Source organism: Streptomyces sp. ALB3 (assembly GCF_044385685.1).
Taxonomy (GTDB): Bacteria; Actinomycetota; Actinomycetes; order Streptomycetales; family Streptomycetaceae; genus Streptomyces.
The window spans coordinates 176,387-196,202 of record NZ_JBISCE010000039.1 but is presented as its reverse complement, the minus strand read 5'-3'; the positions used below and the strand labels follow the sequence as shown (position 1 = coordinate 196,202).

Here is a 19,816-nt window from a genome sequence, read left to right as displayed (position 1 = left end):
GTCGGCCCCGCCCTCCGCCGAGCCTCAGGCGAGGTCCAGCAGTTGCTCGTAGAAGCCGCCGAACCCGCGTTCCCGGTCCACGAAATGCAACTCCAGGATCCAGTGACAGGTCCGTCCCTCACGGTCGGTCCGGCGCAGGGGCATGGCGTTGTCCGGGGTGACGTAGGAGTTCGTCCGCGCGCCGTCGTTCAGTTCGTGCGGGAACTCACCGACGAGATGGCCGGTGTGCCAGGAGCCGATCTCCCAGCCGGCCTCCTTCGCCAGCCCTTCGACAGCGGCGAACAGGTCCCGGCCGGTGATGTCCGCATCCGCCGCGAACACCGCGCGCCCCGCGTCGAAGACCTCCGGCAGGTCACGCAGCAGCCGGTGCTTGTCCGGGTCGTCGCCGAAGACGTAGGTGCGGCCGAAGTCGGCCTCGTACTCCTCGAAGACCGGACCGAAGTCGACGAAGGCGACGTCGTCGTCGCCGATGACGCGGTCCGGGGGGTTGTCCTGATAGGGGCGCAGGGTGTTCGCTCCGGAACGGACGATGCGCTTGTGCCAGTGTTTCGTGGTGCCGAACATCGCGTTGGCGAGATCCCTGATCCGGTCGCTCGCCACCCGCTCCCCGACGCCCGGAGAGACCAGGCCGCGTGCCTCCACCTCGGCGAACAAGGCGATGGCCTTCTCCTGCGCCGCCACCAGACCCGCGACCCGCTGGACCTCTGCCCGCTCGGAAAGGTCGGACCCCATACCCTGCCCCCTGTATCGCTCGGAACCCTCTGCGCCCCCTGCCCTGCGGCGGGGCCGACTCGTGGGACCGGAGGCGGAGCGGCGTACGCGCCACCTCCGCCGCGGTGTCGGCACGGCGCATCCGCCATCGTAGGAGGTCGGTTCCCGTGGCTGGGGCGATTGTGGCGGTCTCGCTCACACGGGTGCCGGGTGATCCGCTGCCCGTGCGCGTCGGTGACGCGACGCCGGCGCCCGGGGCCGGCGGTCCGGGGCCGGCCGCGATCACGGCCCCGGGGCCCGGCGGAAGGTCAGGCCGTCGCGGACTCCGCGGCCCGTGCCCCCTCCAGCACTCCGGTCAGCGCCTCGTCCCACAGCTCCGCGAGGCGTGTGGCGTCCGACGGGGAGAGCGCGCCCACGGCGTAGCGGAGCGCGGCGGCGAGACCGGCCGGGGTGTCGGATACCTCCACGTTCAACTCCAGCCCCACTTCCCGGAGTTCGAGTGGCGCGTCCGTGACGGAGAGGCCGTCGAGGGCCCAGTTGGTGTCCACCGCGTCCGCCGTGTGGATGAAGGCGATCTGCCAGACCGGGTTGCGGCGGGGGACGGTGACCGACGGATCGCGGAACTCCTCGGCCAGGCGGGCCACGGGGTAGTCGCGGTGGGCGAGGGCGGCCCGGACGGCACGCTTGCAGTCGTCGACCAGTGTCTGCGGGCTCGCGGTGGCGGCGGTGCGGGAGCGCACCGGTATCAGGTTCTGGAAGAAGCCGACCGTCTCGAAGTCCTCGACCGTGTTGCGGGTGTCGGTGGGCACGACGACGAGGATGTCGTCCTGCCCGGTGTACGTCTTCATGGCGAGGAAGAAGGTGGCCAGGAGCAGTTCGAACCGGGTGCAGCGCAGGCGGCGGACCAGGCCGTCCAGCTCCGGGCGCCGGCCGGCGAGGAGGGCGAACTCGTGCGACCCGGCCCGGAAGGCGTCGGGGTCGGCGACCGGGTCGGGGCTGGGCAGGACGCGTGGCGGCAGCGGGTCCAGGGCCGCCACCAGGGCGGGGATCTCACGGGCCGGGGGGAAGTCGCTGCGGACGCGGGCCGGGTCGTAGGGGGTGGCGGGGCCCAGCTTCTCCCCGTCGCCGCGGTAGAGGAGGGCCAGCTCCTCCTGGAGCATCGCCTTGGAACGCTCGTCTATCGCGATGTGGTCGAAGACCAGGAGGAGTGAGAAGAGGTCGTCCCCGCGGCGGTGGAGCACCGCCCGCATCATGCTCTGGCGGTCCGGGGCGGAGAACAGGTCCGCCTCACGGGCGAGGGCGTGCTGGACATGGGCCGACGCCGTCGCGTCCTCGGCCGCGTCCACCAGCTCGCGCACCTCCACCACGTCGGGCGCGGGCTGCTCGTGGACCACCGCAGCCACCCGGCCGTCGAGTTCGGCGTAGGTCGTGCGCAGCATGGCGTGCCTGGCCACGAGCCGGCGCAGGGCTTCCGTGAGGCGGGCTTCGTCCAGACCGCCTCTGATCACCAGGTGGTTGGCCACCGTGAGGTGGCGCGGGCGTCCCGGGGTGCGCCGTATGCCGATGAGGCGTTCCTCGGGGAGGGAGGCGGGCCGTACACGCGCCCATCCGCCGGCCGTCCGGGCGGCGGGGACGGACGCCGGGGCGGCCCCGACGTGACGGCGCAGCACCCGCAGCCCGCACAGGCCGGTCAGCCGGGCCACGTCGACCTCCAGCTTCGAGGTGCGCGGCAGGCTCGCCACGACGTCGACAGCGGTCGGCACCATGTGGAGCGGAAGCACTCGTGCGAGCCGGCTCCGGCAGGCGCTCCGGGTGAGGGTGGCGGACTCGACCACCACGCCGAGTGCGGCCTCCTGGTCGCGGCCCCGCGCCGGGTAGACGTGGCAGTCGGTCACCCCGTCGAGGCCGCGCACCGCCGCAGCCACCTCGGTCAGGTCGACACGAGCGCCGTGGATCTTGAACTGGGAGTCGGTGCGGCCCACGTAGTGCAGCAGACCGTCCGCGTCCAGGTAGCCGAAATCGCCGGTGCGGTAAGCGGTGCGGCGCCCCGGGCCCGGTCGCCCCGCCGCGTCGTCGGCCGCGTCGAACGGGACGAACGCGTCGGCCGTCCCACCGGAGACCACCCGTGTGGTGCGGGCCGCGATCCCGCCGACCAGGATCTCCCCGACGGTGCCGGACGGCACCGGTCGCAGCGCCCCGTCGACCACGGTCAGGCTGGTGTCGTCCACGGCTCGGCCGACGGGCACCGTCGTGTGCCGCTCGTGGCCGGGGCCGCACTCCAGCCAGGCGACGTCGATGCAGCACTCCGCCGGACCGTACTGGTTGAACAGCACCACGCCGGGCAGGGCCGCCCGGGCCTTCGCCAGGGTCGTGCCGGGCAGCGGCGCACCGCCGGAGAACACCCGGCGGAGGGCGGGCAGACCCGAGGACAGCGCGGCCAGGCCGCTGAACTCGTCCAGCATGCGCGGGAAGAAGTGGACCGTCGTCGCGCCCTCGTCCTTGCACCGGCCGAACAGCGCGTCGGCGCTCGCGGCCTCGAAGGCGGTGGTCAGCACGAGCCTGGCTCCGAAGCACAGGGCGGCGGCGGACTCCCACACGTAGAAGTCGAAACTGGGGCGGGAGGTCGAGAGCACCACGTCGTCAGGGGCGAGCGGGTAGACGCTCTGCCCCCATCGCAGGCGGTTCTCCAGGGCCGCGCCGTCGATGCGCAGGACCTTCGGCTCGCCGGTGGTGCCACTCGTCTGGATGTAGTAGCCGCTCGGGGTGAACGAGGGCTCGACACGGGGTCCGTCGGTGGGCCGCTCGGGCCGGACCGGGACGACCGCCGCCGTGGCGGGGGCGAGTGGCTCGCCCCCGGGGCCAGGCCGGGCGGGGTCGACCACGACGCACCGGGGCCGTACGGCGTCCAGGAACCGGGCACTGCGTGCGGCCGGGACATCGAGGTCGACGAGGACGAAGTCGGCACCCGTGTAGGCGACGGCGACCAGTGCGACGGCCTGCTCGACGCTCTGCGGCAGCGCGATCGCCACGGCCTCTCCGGGCCCCGCGCCCTCGGCCAGCAGTGCCGAGGCCAGACGGACCGCCGCGTCGTGCAGGCGGGCCGCGTCCAGTCCGGTGCCGTCCGCGCCCACCACGGCGGTCGCGCCGCCGCGCCGCAGGAGCGAGCTGTGCATCAACGATCCGATCATCGGTGTTCCTCGTTCTCCTGGGTGGCCCGCACACGGGTGCCGGCCTGGACAGGGGGTGCGGCTCGGACGGCGTCCGCCCCGGCTCCGGCCGGGGCGGACGCGTAGGCCCGCTGCTGGGCTCCGTACAGCGCCCCGTACAGCGGGTTCCGGAGCAGTTCGTCGTGCGGGGCGACGGCGGCCACGCGGCCCCGGTCCATCAGGATCACCTCGTCCACCTCCTTCACCAGCGACAGCCGGTGGGTGACCACGACCGCGACGCCGTCGTGCGCGCGGGCCGAGCGCCGTGACCAGGAGGCGAGGCGGGAGAGCAACTGGTCCTCCGCGAGCGGGTCGACGGCCGAGGTGGGCTCGTCGAACATCAGCAGCGTGGCGCCGCCGGGGAGCAGGCCGCGGCAGACCGCGATCCGCTGCCACTGCCCGCCGGACAGCCCGGTGCCGTCCGGGAAGGACGGGCCCAGCCGGGTGCTCTCCGACAGCCGTCCCCCGGCGAGGAGTTCATCGAGGCCGGAGTCCCGGTGGGCGCGGGCGCGGTCCTCGTCGGTGGCCCGGTCGTTGCCGAGAGCGATGCTGTCGGCCAGCGCGAACTCGAAGCGCGCGTAGTCCTGGGAGACGACCGTGGTGCCGCCGCCGTGCCGGGGGTCGATGCCCGGGCCGCCCGTCACGGTGCCCTCGGTCGGCGGAAGGAGCCCGGCCATGACCTGGACCAGGGTGCTCTTCCCGCAGCCGTTCGCACCCACCAGCGCGTAGACCCGGCCCGGCCGGAGATCGAGGTCGACCGAGGAGAGCGCCGGTGTGCTGCCGCCGGGATACCGGAAGGTCACACCGCGCATGCGGATGCCCCCGTGCTCCGCCGCCGGGCGGGCCACGGGGGCGGCGCGCTCCTCCAGGACGGTCCGTACGCCCAGCAGGATCCGGGTGACCCGCAGCGAGTCGGAGAGGGAGGACACGTACCGGATCAGCGCTCCCGTCAGCACCGTCACGCCGGACAGCAGCAGCAGAGCGGCCAGACCGGTGACCACCGAGGCGGAACCGTCGCGCAGGGAGCGGGTCAGGAAGGCGATGCCGGTGCCGTAGGCCCCGGTCATGACCAGTACGCCCAGGGCCGACCAGGCGAAAGCGGTACGGGCGCCGCGCGCGCGGGCCCGCTCGGCGTCACGGGCGTGGTCCCGGTGCCGGGCGAGCGCGAAGGCGAGGCCTCCGGTGAGCCGCAGTTCGTCGCGGTGGTCCGGGTCGGTGCCGAGCGCGAAGTACCCGGCACGCAGCCGGTCCGCCTCGGCGGCGGCCTCCCTGCCGCGTTGCCGGGCCCGCTCGGCGCGCAGGGTGCAGGCGTAGGAGAGGACCGACGCGGCGGGGACCAGCAGCAGCCAGCCGGTGGCGAGCGCGGCGACCACCAGGGTGCTGCCGAGCCTCAGCAGGGTTCCCGCGATGAGGCCGGTGACGTCGGCGCCCTCCGTCAGCCGGGGCCTCTCGGCGCGGATCACTTCCAGCCGGTCGAGCAGTCCGGGATCGTGGAAGTGCTCCACCGTCCGGGTTCCGTGCAGGAGTCGCTGGACCTCCTCGTCGACCAGCCGGCCGGTCCGGTCGACCATGCGGGCCGAGACGGCGAGCGCCGTCCTGGACAGCGCCAGCTGGACGACGAGCGCCGCGCAGGCTCCGCAGGCCAGGGTGACAGCGGTCGCGGTGTCGCGGTCGATCAGTGCCGCGAGCATGCCTGCGAGCCCCAGCGCGAACACCACGGTGGCCAGCGGGCGGAAGGTGAAGAGCAGCAGCGTGGTCCAGGCGCCGCGCCGGTCGGCGCGGAAGGACAGGCCGAGGAAGAAGGAGAAGGGCCGCACGGGAGCGGTGGGCCCCCTCCCGGAGGGGCGGGGCCCCACGGACGGGCCGGCCTCGGCGGAAGGCCCGGCCGGCTCGGAAGGTTCAGTCGTCATAGCGCCTCGCCTGGGCAGTGAACATGTCCGCGTAGCGTCCCCGCTGTCGCATCAACGAGGCGTGGTCGCCCCGTTCCCGGATCCGGCCGCCGTCCAGCACCAGGATCTCGTTGGCGTCCTTCACACCGGACAGCCGGTGGGAGACCATCACCGTCGTGTTCCCCGGCCCGGCCAGCTCCCCTGCCTCGCCGAAGAACTCCGCCTCGGCCTGGGCGTCGAGGGCCGCCGTGGGCTCGTCGAGCACCAGGATCCGGCAGTGCTCGGGGTCGAGGGCCTGCACCGCCCGCGCGGTCGCGACCCGCTGCCACTGGCCGCCGGACAGGTCCACGCCGCCCCGCACCCCCTTGGCCAGCAGGGGCGGGGGAGCGGCGGCCGGCACCAGGCCGGCCACCAGTTCGCGGGCGGCCTCCCGGACGGTGACCGGCGCGCCCGGGGCGAGGGTGACGTTCCGGTCGAGGGTCGCCGGGTAGCGGACGAAGTGCTGTCCGAGGAAGGCGAAGGCGGGGCGCCTCAGGCCCTCGGGGGACCCGACGGGCAGGCCGTCGTAGGTGACCGTGCCCCGGTCCGGCGGGAGCACGCCGGTGAGCAGGCGGACCAGGGTGGACTTACCGGCGCCGTTGAGGCCGACGACCGCCAGGCTCCGCCCGAGACGCACCTCGAAGGTGAGGTCCTCGAAGACCGGTTCGCCGCCCGGGTAACGGAACGACACCTGCTCGAAGCGGACGACGCTGCCCTCGCCCGGCACCGGCCGTGCGCGGTCGCGGTCCGTGGCGCGGTCCGGGCGCGGGCGCAGTACCCCGGAGGCCCTGACGTGGGCGAACAGGAGGACGGCGCGTCCCGAGTGGACGACGTTCATGGTCACCGCGAAGACGCCGGTCAGCGCGGTGAGGGCGGAGACGCAGACGGCGAGCCGCCCGGCGTCCGGCGGGCCGCCCGCCGGCTGCCGGGTGAGGACGGTGAGCAGGACCAGCGCCGACAGGAGCACGGCCGCGTACGCGCCCCGGACCGGCCAGGAGGTGCGGGTGGGCCCGTCACCGTCGGCGGTGGCCGCCTCGTGGTAGCGCTCCACGGCCCAGTCGGCCGCTCCGAAGACCTTGATCTCACGGGCGGCGGCGGGGGCGAAGGCGAGGGAGAGCAGGTAGCGGGGGCGGCGGGTGGAGTCCGCAACCGAGTACGCCTTGCCCTGCTCCCGGTCGTAGTCGGATTCGAGCAGCAGCGCGCAGAGCAGGAAGCTCGCCACCACCAGCAGGCCGGGCAGAGGGGCGAGGACGACCAGCAGGCACCCGGCGGCCACCGCCTGCGCCCGGGTCAGCAGGTGCTGGCAGGTCGCCACCACCAGCTGGCGGACCGGCACGGTGTCGCGCAGCGTGTCGACCACGGCCCGTACGGGGGCGTCGGCGCCCTCGGGCGCGGTCACGGCCGCCTCGATGACGGCGGCCTCGAGCACCCGTTCCAGTGCCCCGCCGTACAGGTCGGAGACGGCGGCGACCGACAGCGTCGCGAGCTGGCCCACCAGGAAGACCGCGACCAGGGCGGCCACCACGTGCGCGACCGCACCGGTGCCCGTCGCGTCCGGCAGCGCGGACCCGACCAGCAGACCGGTGCACCACGCGGACGCCGCCGGGGCCGCGGCGGCCACCAGCAGGACCGCGCCCGTGCAGAGGGTCCAGGCGGGCAGCGGGCGGAACCCGACGGCGAGGGGCGTCAGCCGCAGCCTGTCCGCCCAGGTCCGGGGTGTGCCGCTCACACCGCCCTCCAGTTCCGTACGGCGGCCGCCGTCGCCGCCGGGTCGTCCAGGTGGAACATGTGGCCTCCGTCGACCTCGGCGCGGACCGGACGGGTGAGGTAGGGCGCCCAGCGGTCCCACGCCCCCGGCGGACAGACGGTGTCGTCGGTGCCCAGGAGCAACAGGGCGGGGGTCCGGGCCAGTCGGCCGTCCGGACGGTAGGAGCCGTACAGGCGCAGGTCGCGGCGGAGCCGGGGCGCGAACGCGGCGAACACCTCCCGGTCGGCGGGGGTGGGCCGCCGGTCCCGGACGGTGCCGAAGGACCAGGTGAAGAGTTCGTCGTCGGTACAGGTGCGGGCGTCGACCCGGGCGGGCCGGGGGACGCCGTCGCCCGGCACCCCGGCGGCGATCACGACTCCGGCCGCCGGGGTGCCGCGCCGCTCCAGTTGCAGGGCCGTCTCGAACGCGACCAGTCCGCCGAGGCTGTGCCCGTACAGGAGGGGGGCTTCACCGGTATCCGCGGCCTCCTGATCACGGAGCCGCCCGGCGACGAACTCGCGCACGCTGCCGGGAGGGCTTCCCCAGGCCTCGGCCCGCGGGTAGTCCACCCCGCGATACGTCAGGGGAGCCAGTGCGCCGGCCAGGGGACGCAGCTGGTGCGCGAGGCCGCCGCTGTGCGGGAAGCAGTACAGCTCGGTCATGAGCCGCCTTCGCCGGTCGCACGGGCGGTGATGTCGTCGATCATCTCGTCGACGCTGGCGAACATCAGCATGTCGATGACGTCGTACTCCACCGCCCAGCGGGAGGCGATGACCTTGGAGACCGCGAGCAGGTCGACGGAGTCCAGACCGAGTTCGACGGCGCCGAGGCGGCCGCCCTCCTCCGGTGCGGGGCGGTCCGAGACGACGCGGTCCAGGACCAGGTCCAGCACCTGCCGGCGGATCGTCCCGGGGTCGGTGACGGTGTCCGGACGCCTCTCCGGAGCGGGGGCGGGCACCGGCGCCGGGGGCGAGGGGGCGGCCCGGACGACGGGGGAGGGCGACGGGGCGGCGGGCCGCCGGACGGTGACGGCACGGTCCGACACCACGGCGTGCACGCTGGTGCCGCTGGCGCCGAACGAGCTGACGCCGACCCGTACGACACCGTCGGGACCCGTGGGACGCAACGCCACCGGTCCGGCGGAGGGACGGGCGACACCGTTGGCCAGGGCGTCCGTGACCCGGGTGAAGTTCACGGTGCCCGGCATGGAGCCGCGCCGCAGCCCGAGGAGGACGTTCACCAGTGAGGCGACGCCGGCCGCCGCGTCGAGGTGGCCGAGAGCGGGTTTGACGGAGCCGACCGGCAGGGGCGCCGGGCGCCCGGCGAAGACCTCGTTGAGCACGCTGAGCTCGATCAGGTCGCCGACGGGCGTGCCCGTGCCATGGGCCTCCACGTAGGAGACGGAGTCCGGTTCGGCTCCCGCCGCGCGCAACGCGCCACGCAGGACCCGCAGTTGTCCGTCGAAGGCGGGTGCGGTGTAGCTGGCGCGCGCCGACCCGTCACTGCCCTGGTGGATGCCCTCGACGACACCGTGGATCTCGTCGCCGTCGCTCAGCGCGTCGGCGAGCCGCTTGAGGACGAACACGCCACCGCCACTGCCGCCGACCGTGCCGTCGGCCGACGCGTCGAAGGCGCGGCAGACCCCGTCCTGGGAGAGGATGCCGCCGCGCTCGTGCCGGTAGCCGCGCTTGGCGGGGAAGTACAGGGAGGCCGCCCCGGCGAGCGCGAGCCGCACACGGCCCGCGTTCAGCAGCATGCAGGCGTATTCGACGGAGGCCAGCGCCGTGGAGCAGGCGGTCTGCACGTTGACGGCGGGGCCGGTCAGCCCCAGCCGGTACGCCACGCGGCCGACTGTGTGGTCGCTGCCGTTGCCGACGAGGATCTCCGGGGGTACCGCCTCGTCGAGGAGCGTCCGGTCGTGCCGGAGGTGGTGGGTGAAGTGACTGGACAGGTCGTTGCCCGCGTAGAGGCCCATGCCGATGCCGCCGACGCACGCCACGTCCTGGCCGGACACCTGCCGCGGCGGGATCCCGGCGTGTTCCAGGGCCGCCACCGCGCAGTCCAGGAACAGCAGTTGCTGCGGGTCGGTGACGCGGCGCTCGCGGGCGGAGAGCATGTCGATGTGCTTGGCGCCCTCGACGGTCCAGCCGGTGGCGGCCGAACGCGGGACGTAGCCGGGGTGGTCGAGCTCGGCCGGGTCGATGCCCTGCTCCAGCAGTTCCTCGCGGCTGTGCGTGCGGACCGCGCTGCGGCCGTCGGCCAGGAAACGGTCCAGGTCGTCCAGGCTGTCACCGCCCGGGAGCCGGGCGGCGTAGCCGATGACCGCGATCGGGCCGGTGATCACGCGCCACCGCCCGCCGCCGGGGCCGGACGGCGCGCCGAAGCGCGGTCCTCCAGCGCTCCGGCGAGTGCGGTGACGCTGGGGTAGCGCATCATGTCCACGAGCGTGACCTCTTGTTTCTCCTCGCGCGCGATGCGCTTGGCCAGCAGCGGCAGGTCGACGGAGGTCAGCCCCAGGTCGAACCAGTTGTCGTCGGGATCGGCCAGGGGGCCCGGCAGCAGCTCGCGGGTCAGGCGCATCAGCCGGTCCGCGAGATCCCCGCCGCCCGCGGCCCCGGCGGGGGTGGGCTCCGGGGCGGGGGCGGCCGGCCCGGGCACCCGTATCCGCAGGCGGCAGGCGCCCTCCTCGTTCAGGTACCGGTTCCGGGCCGCCACTCCGAGGAGCAGCGAATCCGGCCGTCCGGAAGCCGTCAGGACGTCCGCCAGGTCCTGGAGGGCGACGGTACGGATACCGGAGAGCGTCGCGACGTCCTCGCCCCCGGTCAGGTGTTCCGCGCCCTCGACGCGGGAGCAGGAGATGACCCCGGCACGGACGTCGGACACCGCGGCGCGCGCTTCGGCCGCCGCGCAGGCCGCCGCGTAGTAGGGCACGCCGGCCCCGCCCAGATGGGCGTTGACGGATGACAGGACCGTCACCGTGGCGCCCAGCTCGCGCGCCACCGCGAACGTGTGGTCGAGGCCGTCCGTCTTGGGACGGACGACGTCCGGGGGCGGCACCTGGTCTCCGATGTCGGGGGAACCCGCGAGGTGTACGAGGTGCACCGGTGTTCCGTCCACGGCACCGCCCTCACCCCCGGACAGGACGCGCAGCAGGGCGTCGCGGCCCTCCTCGGTGCCGATGTCGCAGGCGATGCCCGTGCCGCCGGCGGCGGTGCGCCCGGCGACCGTCACACGGTGCCCGGCCCGGGCGAGCCGTGCGGCCAGCGCGGTGCCGAGACGGCCGGTCCCGCCGACCAGGACGTGGTGCGCGGGCCCGGCCTGCGCGGGCGTCAGCGTGACGGGGACGAGGGCCCGCGTCCAGACCGCCCCCCGGCCGTCCAGGCACCTGTCCCGGAGGTCGGCTCGGCCGGCCGCAGCCCGGACGGCGTCCTGGCCGGCCCGTGGGTCGGCCCAGAGCGTGCGGACGTTGGCGATTCCGCGTTCCGCGAGGTACGCGCGGATGAAGGCGGCGAGGGGGTGTGAGGTCGCCGCGGGGCTCGCGCCGTCCACCCGCTCCCTGACCAGGACGGTGACCGGTGCCGCCCTGGGCAGTCGCGCACACAGCTCGTCCAGCCAGGGCGTCCACCGGCCGCAGGCGGCCAGCAGGCCCTCCGGGCCGTCGAGGAGGGTGCCGGCCCCGAGACCCGCTCCGTGCAGGACGACTCCGGCGCGTCCGTCCCCGGGGACGCCGGGAGGGGTCCCCAGGTCGAGCAGGACGGGAAGGGCGCCCGCCGGACCGGCGGGACCGCCGGCGGTCCCGTCCAGCCAGACGACCCGCGACCCGCGCACCGGACCTGCCTGTCCGGCGGCCGACGTGCGGGCGTCCTCGTCGCCCTCCCGGACGAACCGTTCGACCAGCTGCTTCTTGCGCACCTTCCCGATGCCGGTCCGCTCGATGTCGGACGGCTCCACGACGATCACGCGCCGTACGCCCAGCCGGAGTCCGGTGAGCAGGTGCGCCCGCACCGCTGCCGGCAGCCCGTCGGGGAGGGCCCCTTCCGCGGCGGCGCAGAAGACGACCGGTTCCTCGGTGCCCGAGGTCCGGGACCGGTGCGCGGCCACCACAGCCGTCCCGGGGGCGACTCCCGGCGCGCCCTCGACGGCGGTCTCGATGTCGGCGGCGTTCCAGTTGACGCCGTTGATGATCAGCCTGCCCTCGTCACGGCCGGAGATGTGGAGCCCGTCGTCGGCGATCCACCCGAGGTCCCCGGTGCGGAACCAGCCCTCGGCGTCGGGGTCGGCCGCGCCCGCGCCGACCGCGTACCGCTCCAGCACGGAGGGGCCGCGCACCTCGACCCGGCCGGTCATCGGCCCGTGGGCGGACTGTTCCTCCAGCGGCACGATCCGGATCTCGGTCCCCGGCACCGGGAAGCCCACCGAGGGGACGCCGGGCGCGGCGGTCCGTGTGTCCAGGCAGGTGTTGTACGTGACGCCCGAGCACGTCTCGGTCATGCCCCAGGCCGGGGCGACGATGCCGGGCCGGAGGCCGAACGGAGCCAGCCGGCTCTCGAACTCCCGTACGTCGCCGACCGATACGGCCTCGCCGCCGTTGAGGTAGAAACGCAGCGAGGACAGGTCGTAGGAGGACCCGCCACCGAGGGCGGCGGCGGTGCGGGAGAGCAGTTTGAGGGCGAAGTTGGGTGACCAGGTCGCCGTGACCCGGTGGGCGTCGACCAGACGGAACCACTCCTCGGGGTCGGAGAGGACCACCCCGGGGGCGACCGTGACGTGCTCGGCGCCGATGTACGCGTCCCGCACCAGGTTCATCATGATGCCGCCGACGTGCGAGAGGGGCATCCAGTTCAGCCCGACGTCGTGGGCGCCCAGGCCGTTCATCCAGCTGGATCCGGCGGCGACGGAGAGCAGGGCCGCGTGGCGCTGGGCGATCACCTTGGGGCGGCCGGTGCTGCCGGAGGTCATGAAGGAGACGGTGCGTTCCGGGTCACCGGAGCGCGGGTGGCCCCTCTCCCAGGAGGCGCGGCGGGCCGCCAGGCCGGCGGGGCTTTCCCCGGCACGCGCGGCCGAGGCGTCGGCCGTCACCACCGGGATGCCCCGGCCGGCGAACCGTTCCCAGACGGAACCGTCGAACTCGGCGGTGTCCCGGTGGGTGACGATCAGGGAGAAACCGTACTCGTCCCTGAGCCCGGCCACCCAGGTCTCGATGTCCGCCGGACGGGAGGTGAGGAGTTCCGCGGGGACGAGGACCGGGTCCAGGTCGGCCATGACGCAGGACCAGAACGCCAGCAGGGTCGCCGAGGGCTCCACGGTGGCCAGCAGGACCCGCGCGGGCCGCCCGCCCGCCGCTGCCCGCAACCGGGCTCCGAAGACCAGCGACAGGTCCCTCAACTCCGCCCAGGACAGCCGTGTGCCGGTTCCGTCGGTGTCGACCACGGTGATGCCCCGGTCGCCCATGGCCGCCCTGGTGAGCGTGTGGCCGAGGGTCACCAGACGTTCCCGGGGCCCGTCGGCCACCTCGGACGGGGGTCCGACGAGCGCGATGATCCCGGTCTGCCTGCGGACGCGGGGCTGGGTGTGCTCCCGGCGCTCCCGTGCCGTGGCGGGCCCCTGCCCCGGTGCGAGGCCCGCCGCCGGGAGTTCGGTCACCTCGACGCCCGGCACCAGGCGGGCGAGGCGCGTGCGCAACCCGGCCGCCGGTTCGTCCCGTTCGAGCTCGACGTCGAGGACGTACGCGCCGTCGGCCCCGGGTGCGCCACGCGTGAACCGGCGCACCCGGATGTCCTCGTCGAGGGCCTCGGTCAGCGGACCTGGGGCCGGGGTTTCGTCGTGTCGCATGCTCATTCCGTGTCCAGAGACTTCCCGTGTACGGCGACCTGTCGCGCCCGGAGACCTTCACCTGCCCGGACCCCTCACGTCCGGAGACATCGAGGGGCGGCTACAGGCTCGGGGCGGTGGGAACGCCGTCCTTCAGCACGAGGTAGTGGCTCTCCATGTAGTTCGCGGGGGTCTTGATCTGCTTGCCCCACGGGTCGAGCGCGATCCGCTGCATACCGTCCGGCGCGTACTCCAGCATGATCGCCTTGCGGGCCCAGCCGCGCTCGTTCCCGCCGGTCATGTGCGGGAGGGTGGCGGTGAAGACGGCCATCGATCCCGCACGCATCGGCACCGGGATCATGCCCCGGGGGTCCTCACCGAAGATGTAGTTGCCGAACTCGCTCCGGTGGTGGCGCAACGTGCCGACCCGGTGGCCGCCGGGCAGCACCCGCAGGCATCCGGACTCGGCGTCCACGTCGGTGAGGGCGATCCACACCGTGAAGAGCTGCTCGTAGTCGACGAAGGTGTAGCCGGTGTCCTGGTGCCAGGGGAACGGGTCCGAGCACCGGGCGGGCTTGTACACCGACTGGTCCCAGTAGAGCCGCACGTCGGGGCCGATGATGTCGTGGCCCAGGTGCTGGAACAGCGGCAGCACGGAGAGCTGTTGCACCGCGCGCAGGCGCCGCGAGGGCTGGGCGCCGAAGCTCATCTTCTTCTCCGCCTCGGTGTTGCCCGTCCGGCGCAGGGTCTCCAGCCGTCGGGCGTCGTGCTCGTCGAGTTCGTCGGTGAGCCGCTGGAGGAAGCCCTTGTCGAAGACGTCCTCCAGGATCACGTAACCCTGCTCGTTGTACTGACGGGCCTCGGCCTGGGTGAAGATACGGCCCCGTTCACCGATGGGGTCCCAGGTGAAGTCGGTGTTGAGCGGGTGGCGCTCGAACTCGGGCCAGAAGCTGGACCGGAGACCGAAGTTCTCCTGGCAGAACAGCGCCCAGTCGGAGCGGCGGTCCGCGGCCAGCGGCATCCGCGAGCCGGGGAGGTGGACCCGCAGGTCCTCGTCGACGACGACCTCGAGGTCGTCGGGCAGAACGCCGTCCTCGAATCCGTGGGCGCGCGCCGAGGTCTCGCCGGGGTCCTCCCAGAAGGCGAACCGCCGGACGTCCGCGAGTGTGGCTTTCCGAATGGCTGACATCGAATCGTCCCTCCTAGCCACGCGCCGGCGCGCGGGAGTCGTCTGTGGGGATGGCGTCCGCCTCGGTGACGAGGGCCGCCGCGAGCTCGCCGACGGACGGGTGCAGGTAGACCAGGTTGACCGGCAGGGTGCTGCCGAAGCGGCTGTTCAGTTCGGCGACGACCCGGATGGCGGCGATGGAGTCCCCGCCGAGGTCGAAGAAGTCGTCGGCGTCGTCGAATCCGGTACGGCCCAGCGCCTTCTCCCAGGCCGCGCGCACCCCGGCCAGGAGCGCGGCGTCCCCCGTGGAGGGCGGCTCCGCCCCGGCCGCCTCCGCGTCGGCCCCGGCGGCCGTGACGGCTCCGGCCCGTTCGGCCAGGACGGCGGCGGCCCCTCCCACGGCGGTGACGCGTCCCGGGGCGTGCCGTGCGGCCAGCGCCGTGAGCATGCCCGCCACCGCGTCCGTCCCGGAGGGCGTGCACGGCAGCGGGGCGTCCGACTCCACGTAGGTCCAGGCCGACAGGCCCACCACCACGTGGCCGTCGGTGGACCCGGCACCCGTCGACACGGCCTGGATCTCCAGCCACGCGCCGTCCGACGCGCCTTCACCGACCCGGTCGGCCAGGCCGAGCATCGAGCACACCAGGGCGGCGCCGAGAAGGTCCTGTTCGGTGTCCACGGACAACCGCACACCGGTGATCCGGGCGAGGTCGCAGCGTTCCAGGACGGCGGCGGCGGTGGCCCTGGCCTTGCTGACCGCCAGTCCCGCCAGCTGCTCCTGGCCGTCGAGACGCAGGGTGCGCACCCAGTCGGCGCCGGTGCCGCGGACCGCCCCGGCCGCGGCGCGGGCGAGGGCCTCGGCCGCCGCTTCCGACGAAGGGCCCACGGGTGCGGACGCCACGGCGGGCCGGTCCCCGTACCGCTCGGTCAGGGAGGCGTAGAGCGCCTCGAAGCACTTCTCCGCCGCCGCGTCCTCCATGGCGGCGCCGATGTCCAGTGAGAGGGTCACCGTGTCACCCGGCTCGACGGTGAAGGTGACGGCGAGCGGGAACCGGACCACCTCGGTGCGCATGGGGAGTTCACGGATGGCGGCCTCGCCCAGACTCATCGAGTCGAAGTAGTCCCAGGCGAAGGTGACGTCGGGGGTGATCCGCCGCCCGGGGTCACCCGCGGTACCGGTCCCGAAGATCTGGGTGAAGGTGAGCGATCCGTGGCGCAAGCCGTCCAGGACGGCCGTCCGGCAGTGCCCGCGGAGGTCGCCGGCGGCGGGGTCGGCCCACAGGGGCAGCAGGTTGGCGTTGCTGCCGTACTCCTCGGTGCGGGGGCGCAGCGCGGGGAACGAATACAGCAGGGGCCGTCCCGCGAAGGCGTCGAGGCTGCCGATGGTGGTGGCGAACGACTCGACGAAGGGGGTGACACGGTGCTCGCGGCCCTGGGCCTTCACGGTGCCGAGCCAGTCGGCGGGCAGGCGGCGGCTGTAACGGCGGCCTCGCCAGCTCCGGTCGAACACCGGTCGGCTGCGGGCGTGTTCGAGGGTCTCACGCGGGATCCCGGCGACGGCCTCCCGCCAGTAGGCGCGGTCGGCGTCGGCGCCGGAGGTGTCCACCGGGCGACGGGGCGGCGGCCCGCCCGTACCGGTCCCGGCCGTACCGGTTCCGGCCGTGTAGATCCGTCCGGCCTGCTCCAGGATCTCGGAGAACTGGGTGCCGTCGATGATCGCGTGGGAGGCGGCCAGGTGCAGCAGCATCCCCCCGGCGGCACGCTGGCAGCGCAGCACGACGGCGCATCCCCGTTCCGGGTCGAGCGGGTCCCGGGCCAGGTCGCCCGCGACGCGGTCGCAGAAGGTCTCCTGGTCGGCGGCCGTCCCCTCGTAGAGGACGAACGCCTCCCGGTGCACCCGGGAGAACTCGGGGACGACGCCCCCGTCACCGGTGGGCCGCACGGTGAGCCGCAGGGCGGGATCACGGCGCAGGACCTCGTGGAAGGCGTCCCGCAGCCGGCCGGGGTCCACCTCCCCACGGATCTCGAAGAGCCGCTGAATGGTGTAGGCGGCCATGGCCTCGGGGCTGGTCCTGGACGCCGCCCATATCTCCACGGCACCGCGCGTGAGGGCGACGGCCTCCCCGACGACGGCTTCCTCGGGGACGGCCTCCCCGGCGACGGACGGCGCGGCAGAGGCCGAGGCCGCCGTCGGTCGCTCGACGGCCGCGACGGGCGTGCCCGGTCCCGTCCCGTTGACTTCCGCGCGCAGGCCCACCAGGGCCTCGACCGTCTCCTCCCACCGGCCGGGTTCGCCGACGAAGTCGACCAGGCAGGAGATCTCGGTGGCGCCCGCGTCGTGCAGTGCCCGGCACTGCCGCCGCCACTCGTCGGCGGTGCCGACGAGGCTCAGCCCGTCGAGGAGGCGCCGGGCGGCGGCCCGAGTGCGCGGCGTCCAGTCGACAGTGTCGAGCGAAGCGGGGTCGGGGTGGGTGCTGCGGAAGGTCTGGAGCATGTAGTTCTCGAGGTCGCGGCGCGCACTCTCACGGGCCGCCTCGTCCGGCGTGAACGCGGTGTGCACCAGCACGGTGACCTCGCCGCCCTCGGGGTCGAGCCCGGCCTCCCGGCGGCCGTCCCGGTAGGCGCCCAGCTTGGCCCTCAGCTCGTCCAGATCCTGCTGGATCAGGTTGGTGAGGATGTTGCGCCCGGTGCGCCCGGCCTGCCGGAACGACCGCTCGTCGCCCAGCACCGCCTGCCACAGCGGCAGCCGGGCCTGGACGGGCTTGGGGAAGAGCTCGACCTCGGCGGCGGTGCCTGCCGGGCTCTCCAGCAGGACCTTCTCCCCGGCCCAGAGCCTGCTCACCTCGTCGATCCGACGCTCGAAGAGCTCGCGCCGCTCCTCGTAGGGCCCGTCGGACAGGACGAAGTCGCGCCGCATCCAGCCGGAGGCCACGGCGACGCCGACGCGTCCCGCACTGGCGACGTCGAGCATCGCCCAGTCCTCGGCGACGGTGACCGGCGAGTGCAGCGGGAGCACCGCGCTGCCGGCCCGCAGGCCGATCCGTGAGGTCCGGGACGCCACCAGGGCGGCGAGGACGGCCGGGTTCGGGGAGAAGCCGGCGAAGCGGTCGAAGTGCCGCTCGGGGAACCAGACGGCGTCGAGTCCACCCTCCTCGGCGGTCTCGGCGAGCCGCACCACACGGTCGTAGAAGTCGCCGCCGTGCGCGGCGTCCTGCATGCCGAAGAACGACAGGCTGACGGCGAGGGGCCGCTGAGAGGCCGTCTCCTCGCCGGTCCCGGCGGAATCCTGGGGGGCGCGTACCGCGCGGGTCACGGCGCCGACGATCTCGTCGAGTACGTCGTCGGTGTGCGCGTCGGAGACGTAGCTGAGCCCTGTCTCCGTGATGTAGACGCCCTCGGCGATCAGGTTCCGCCGGAACTGGTGGAAGTCGCTCCCGATGAAGGCGAAGCTGGTGCTGTTGGCGCGGACGAACCGGAACGCCGAGCCCCGGCCGATCACCCGCACCCCGGCGTCCGCGTCCCGCAGCACCGTGTCGATCCGGCCGCGCAACAGGTCGCCGCGCTCGTTCAGCCGGGCGAGGAAATCAGGTCCCCGTTCGATGAGTTCGCTCATCACGGCGTTCGCGGCCGCCACCGAGAGCGGGTGCTTGACGTAGGTACCGGCGGTGTAGGTGAGCCGGTCCGAGGACACCCGCAGGTCCCGGGTCCACGGGCCGCCGTCGACGAGGTCCATGATCGCGGCGCGTCCGGCCACCACGGAGATGGGCAGACCCGCACCCACGGTCTTGCCGTAGGCGACCAGGTCGGCCTCGACGCCGTGGAGCTCCTGGAAGCCACCGGGCGCGAACCGGAAGCCGGTGAGCACCTCGTCGAGGACCAGCAGCGCACCGATCGAGCGCGTCACCCGGCGCATCTCGACGGTGAACTCCCGCAGGTCCCGGTCCGGGTACTGGTTCTGCATGGGCTCCATGACCACGGCCGCGATCTCGTCGCCGTGGTCGAGGAGGAACTGCGGCAGCTCCGGGTCGTCCACCGAGCCGATGAGGACGTCCTGCGCTCCGGAGGCCGGCACGCCGGGGGCGTTCGGTGTCGCGGCCCGCAGGGCCCGCCCGCCGGGCTTCGGCCCGTAGAGGGTGGCGTCGGAATGGCCGTGGTAGCTGTTGCGCAGCAGGACGATCTTCGGCCGGCCGGTGTGGGCGCGGGCCAGACGCATCGTGGTGAAGACGGCCTCGGTGCCGGTCACACAGAAGTTGACCCGCTCGGCACCGGTCAGCGCCTGGATCTTCCGGGCGAGTTCACCCGTGGCGGCGATCTCGTTGCCCACGTGGATGCCCTGGTCCAACTGGTCGCGGAGGGCCTCCGTGACGAAGGCGGGGTTGTGGCCGAAGAGGTGGGCACCGTAGCCCATGGCGATGTCGACGAGCCGGTTGCCGTCCACGTCCCACACGTAGGGGCCGTCGGACTTCGTGACCCAGATGGGGTACGACTCGGCCCGCTCCTTCTCGTCCCGTTCGGCGAAGCGGCGGTTGTTGCAGAGGGTGTCCTGGTAGGCCTCGGACAGCCGCAGTGATGCGGCGGTCGCCCCGGCGAACGTACGCCCGGCCCCCGGTACCGTCTCGGCGGCCGGCCCGGGAGCACCGGGAACGGCGGCAGCCGGCGCGGCGGGAGCGGGTGCGGACGGGGCCGGCGGGATGGCCGGCGTCCCCGGGAGCGGCGCGGACGCCGCGGCGGGGAGTACGGCACCCGGGGCCTCCTGCTCGATCCAGCGGGCGACCGCGTCCACGGTCACCACGTCCTCGAACAATTGCTGGACGGATATCTCGACACCGAAATCCTGCTCGACCCGGTGCGACAACTCGATCAGCACGAGTGAATCCGCGCCCAGGTCCAGCAGCGGAACAGCCGCCGGCACCTCGTCCTGGATTTCCAGCAGTTCACCCACCAACGCGCCGACACGCCCCACCAGAGCGGGCGGTTCCTCGTCCTTTGCCCCCGCGGCGACGACGCCTGTATCCGGTCGCTCCTGTTCGATCCAGCGGGCGACCGCGTCCACGGTCACCACGTCCTCGAACAATTGCTGGACGGATATCTCGACACCGAAATCCTGCTCGACCCGGTGCGACAACTCGATCAGCACCAGTGAATCCGCGCCCAGGTCCAGCAGCGGAACAGCCGCCGGCACCTCGTCCCGGATTTCCAGCAGTTCGCCCACCAACGCGCCGACACGCTCCACGAAAGTCATTGC

9 protein-coding genes are annotated in these 19,816 nt (G+C 73.9%); all 9 read right to left on the bottom strand.

Annotated features, from left to right (window positions below; all coding sequences use genetic code 11):
• Positions 1-24: 24 nt before the first annotated feature.
• Entirely contained in the window at positions 25-732 is a 708-nt protein-coding gene (locus ACHFIV_RS25525; protein WP_398973419.1) for a M24 family metallopeptidase, read from the bottom strand.
• Positions 733-1,019: 287 nt separating this feature from the next.
• The gene (locus ACHFIV_RS25520) at positions 1,020-3,899 is read right to left on the bottom strand and encodes an AMP-binding protein (protein ID WP_398973416.1); all 2,880 of its coding nucleotides are present in this window, start codon (positions 3,897-3,899) and stop codon (positions 1,020-1,022) included.
• Positions 3,896-5,827 (bottom strand): ATP-binding cassette domain-containing protein, encoded by a 1,932-nt coding sequence (locus ACHFIV_RS25515; protein WP_398973413.1) that lies wholly within the window; start codon positions 5,825-5,827, stop codon positions 3,896-3,898. The genes ACHFIV_RS25520 and ACHFIV_RS25515 overlap by 4 nt, the downstream gene beginning before the upstream one ends.
• Complete coding sequence (locus ACHFIV_RS25510) at positions 5,817-7,574, bottom strand: ATP-binding cassette domain-containing protein (protein WP_398973410.1); 1,758 nt, start codon at positions 7,572-7,574, stop codon at positions 5,817-5,819. Before ACHFIV_RS25510 ends, ACHFIV_RS25515 begins: the two co-directional genes overlap by 11 nt.
• Complete coding sequence (locus ACHFIV_RS25505; RefSeq protein WP_398973407.1) at positions 7,571-8,254, bottom strand: thioesterase II family protein; 684 nt, start codon at positions 8,252-8,254, stop codon at positions 7,571-7,573. The genes ACHFIV_RS25510 and ACHFIV_RS25505 overlap by 4 nt, the downstream gene beginning before the upstream one ends.
• Positions 8,251-9,936, bottom strand: coding sequence for a polyketide synthase (locus tag ACHFIV_RS25500; protein WP_398973405.1), 1,686 nt, complete (start codon positions 9,934-9,936; stop codon positions 8,251-8,253). The genes ACHFIV_RS25505 and ACHFIV_RS25500 overlap by 4 nt, the downstream gene beginning before the upstream one ends.
• Positions 9,933-13,424, bottom strand: a complete 3,492-nt coding sequence (locus ACHFIV_RS25495) for an AMP-binding protein (RefSeq protein ID WP_398973402.1) — start codon at positions 13,422-13,424, stop codon at positions 9,933-9,935. Before ACHFIV_RS25495 ends, ACHFIV_RS25500 begins: the two co-directional genes overlap by 4 nt.
• A gap of 100 nt (positions 13,425-13,524) precedes the next feature.
• Entirely contained in the window at positions 13,525-14,592 is a 1,068-nt protein-coding gene (locus ACHFIV_RS25490; protein WP_398973399.1) for a phytanoyl-CoA dioxygenase family protein, read from the bottom strand.
• 13 nt (positions 14,593-14,605) lie between these two features.
• The gene (locus ACHFIV_RS25485; RefSeq protein ID WP_398973396.1) at positions 14,606-19,813 is read right to left on the bottom strand and encodes a MupA/Atu3671 family FMN-dependent luciferase-like monooxygenase; all 5,208 of its coding nucleotides are present in this window, start codon (positions 19,811-19,813) and stop codon (positions 14,606-14,608) included.
• Between the last annotated feature and the right edge of the window lie 3 nt (positions 19,814-19,816).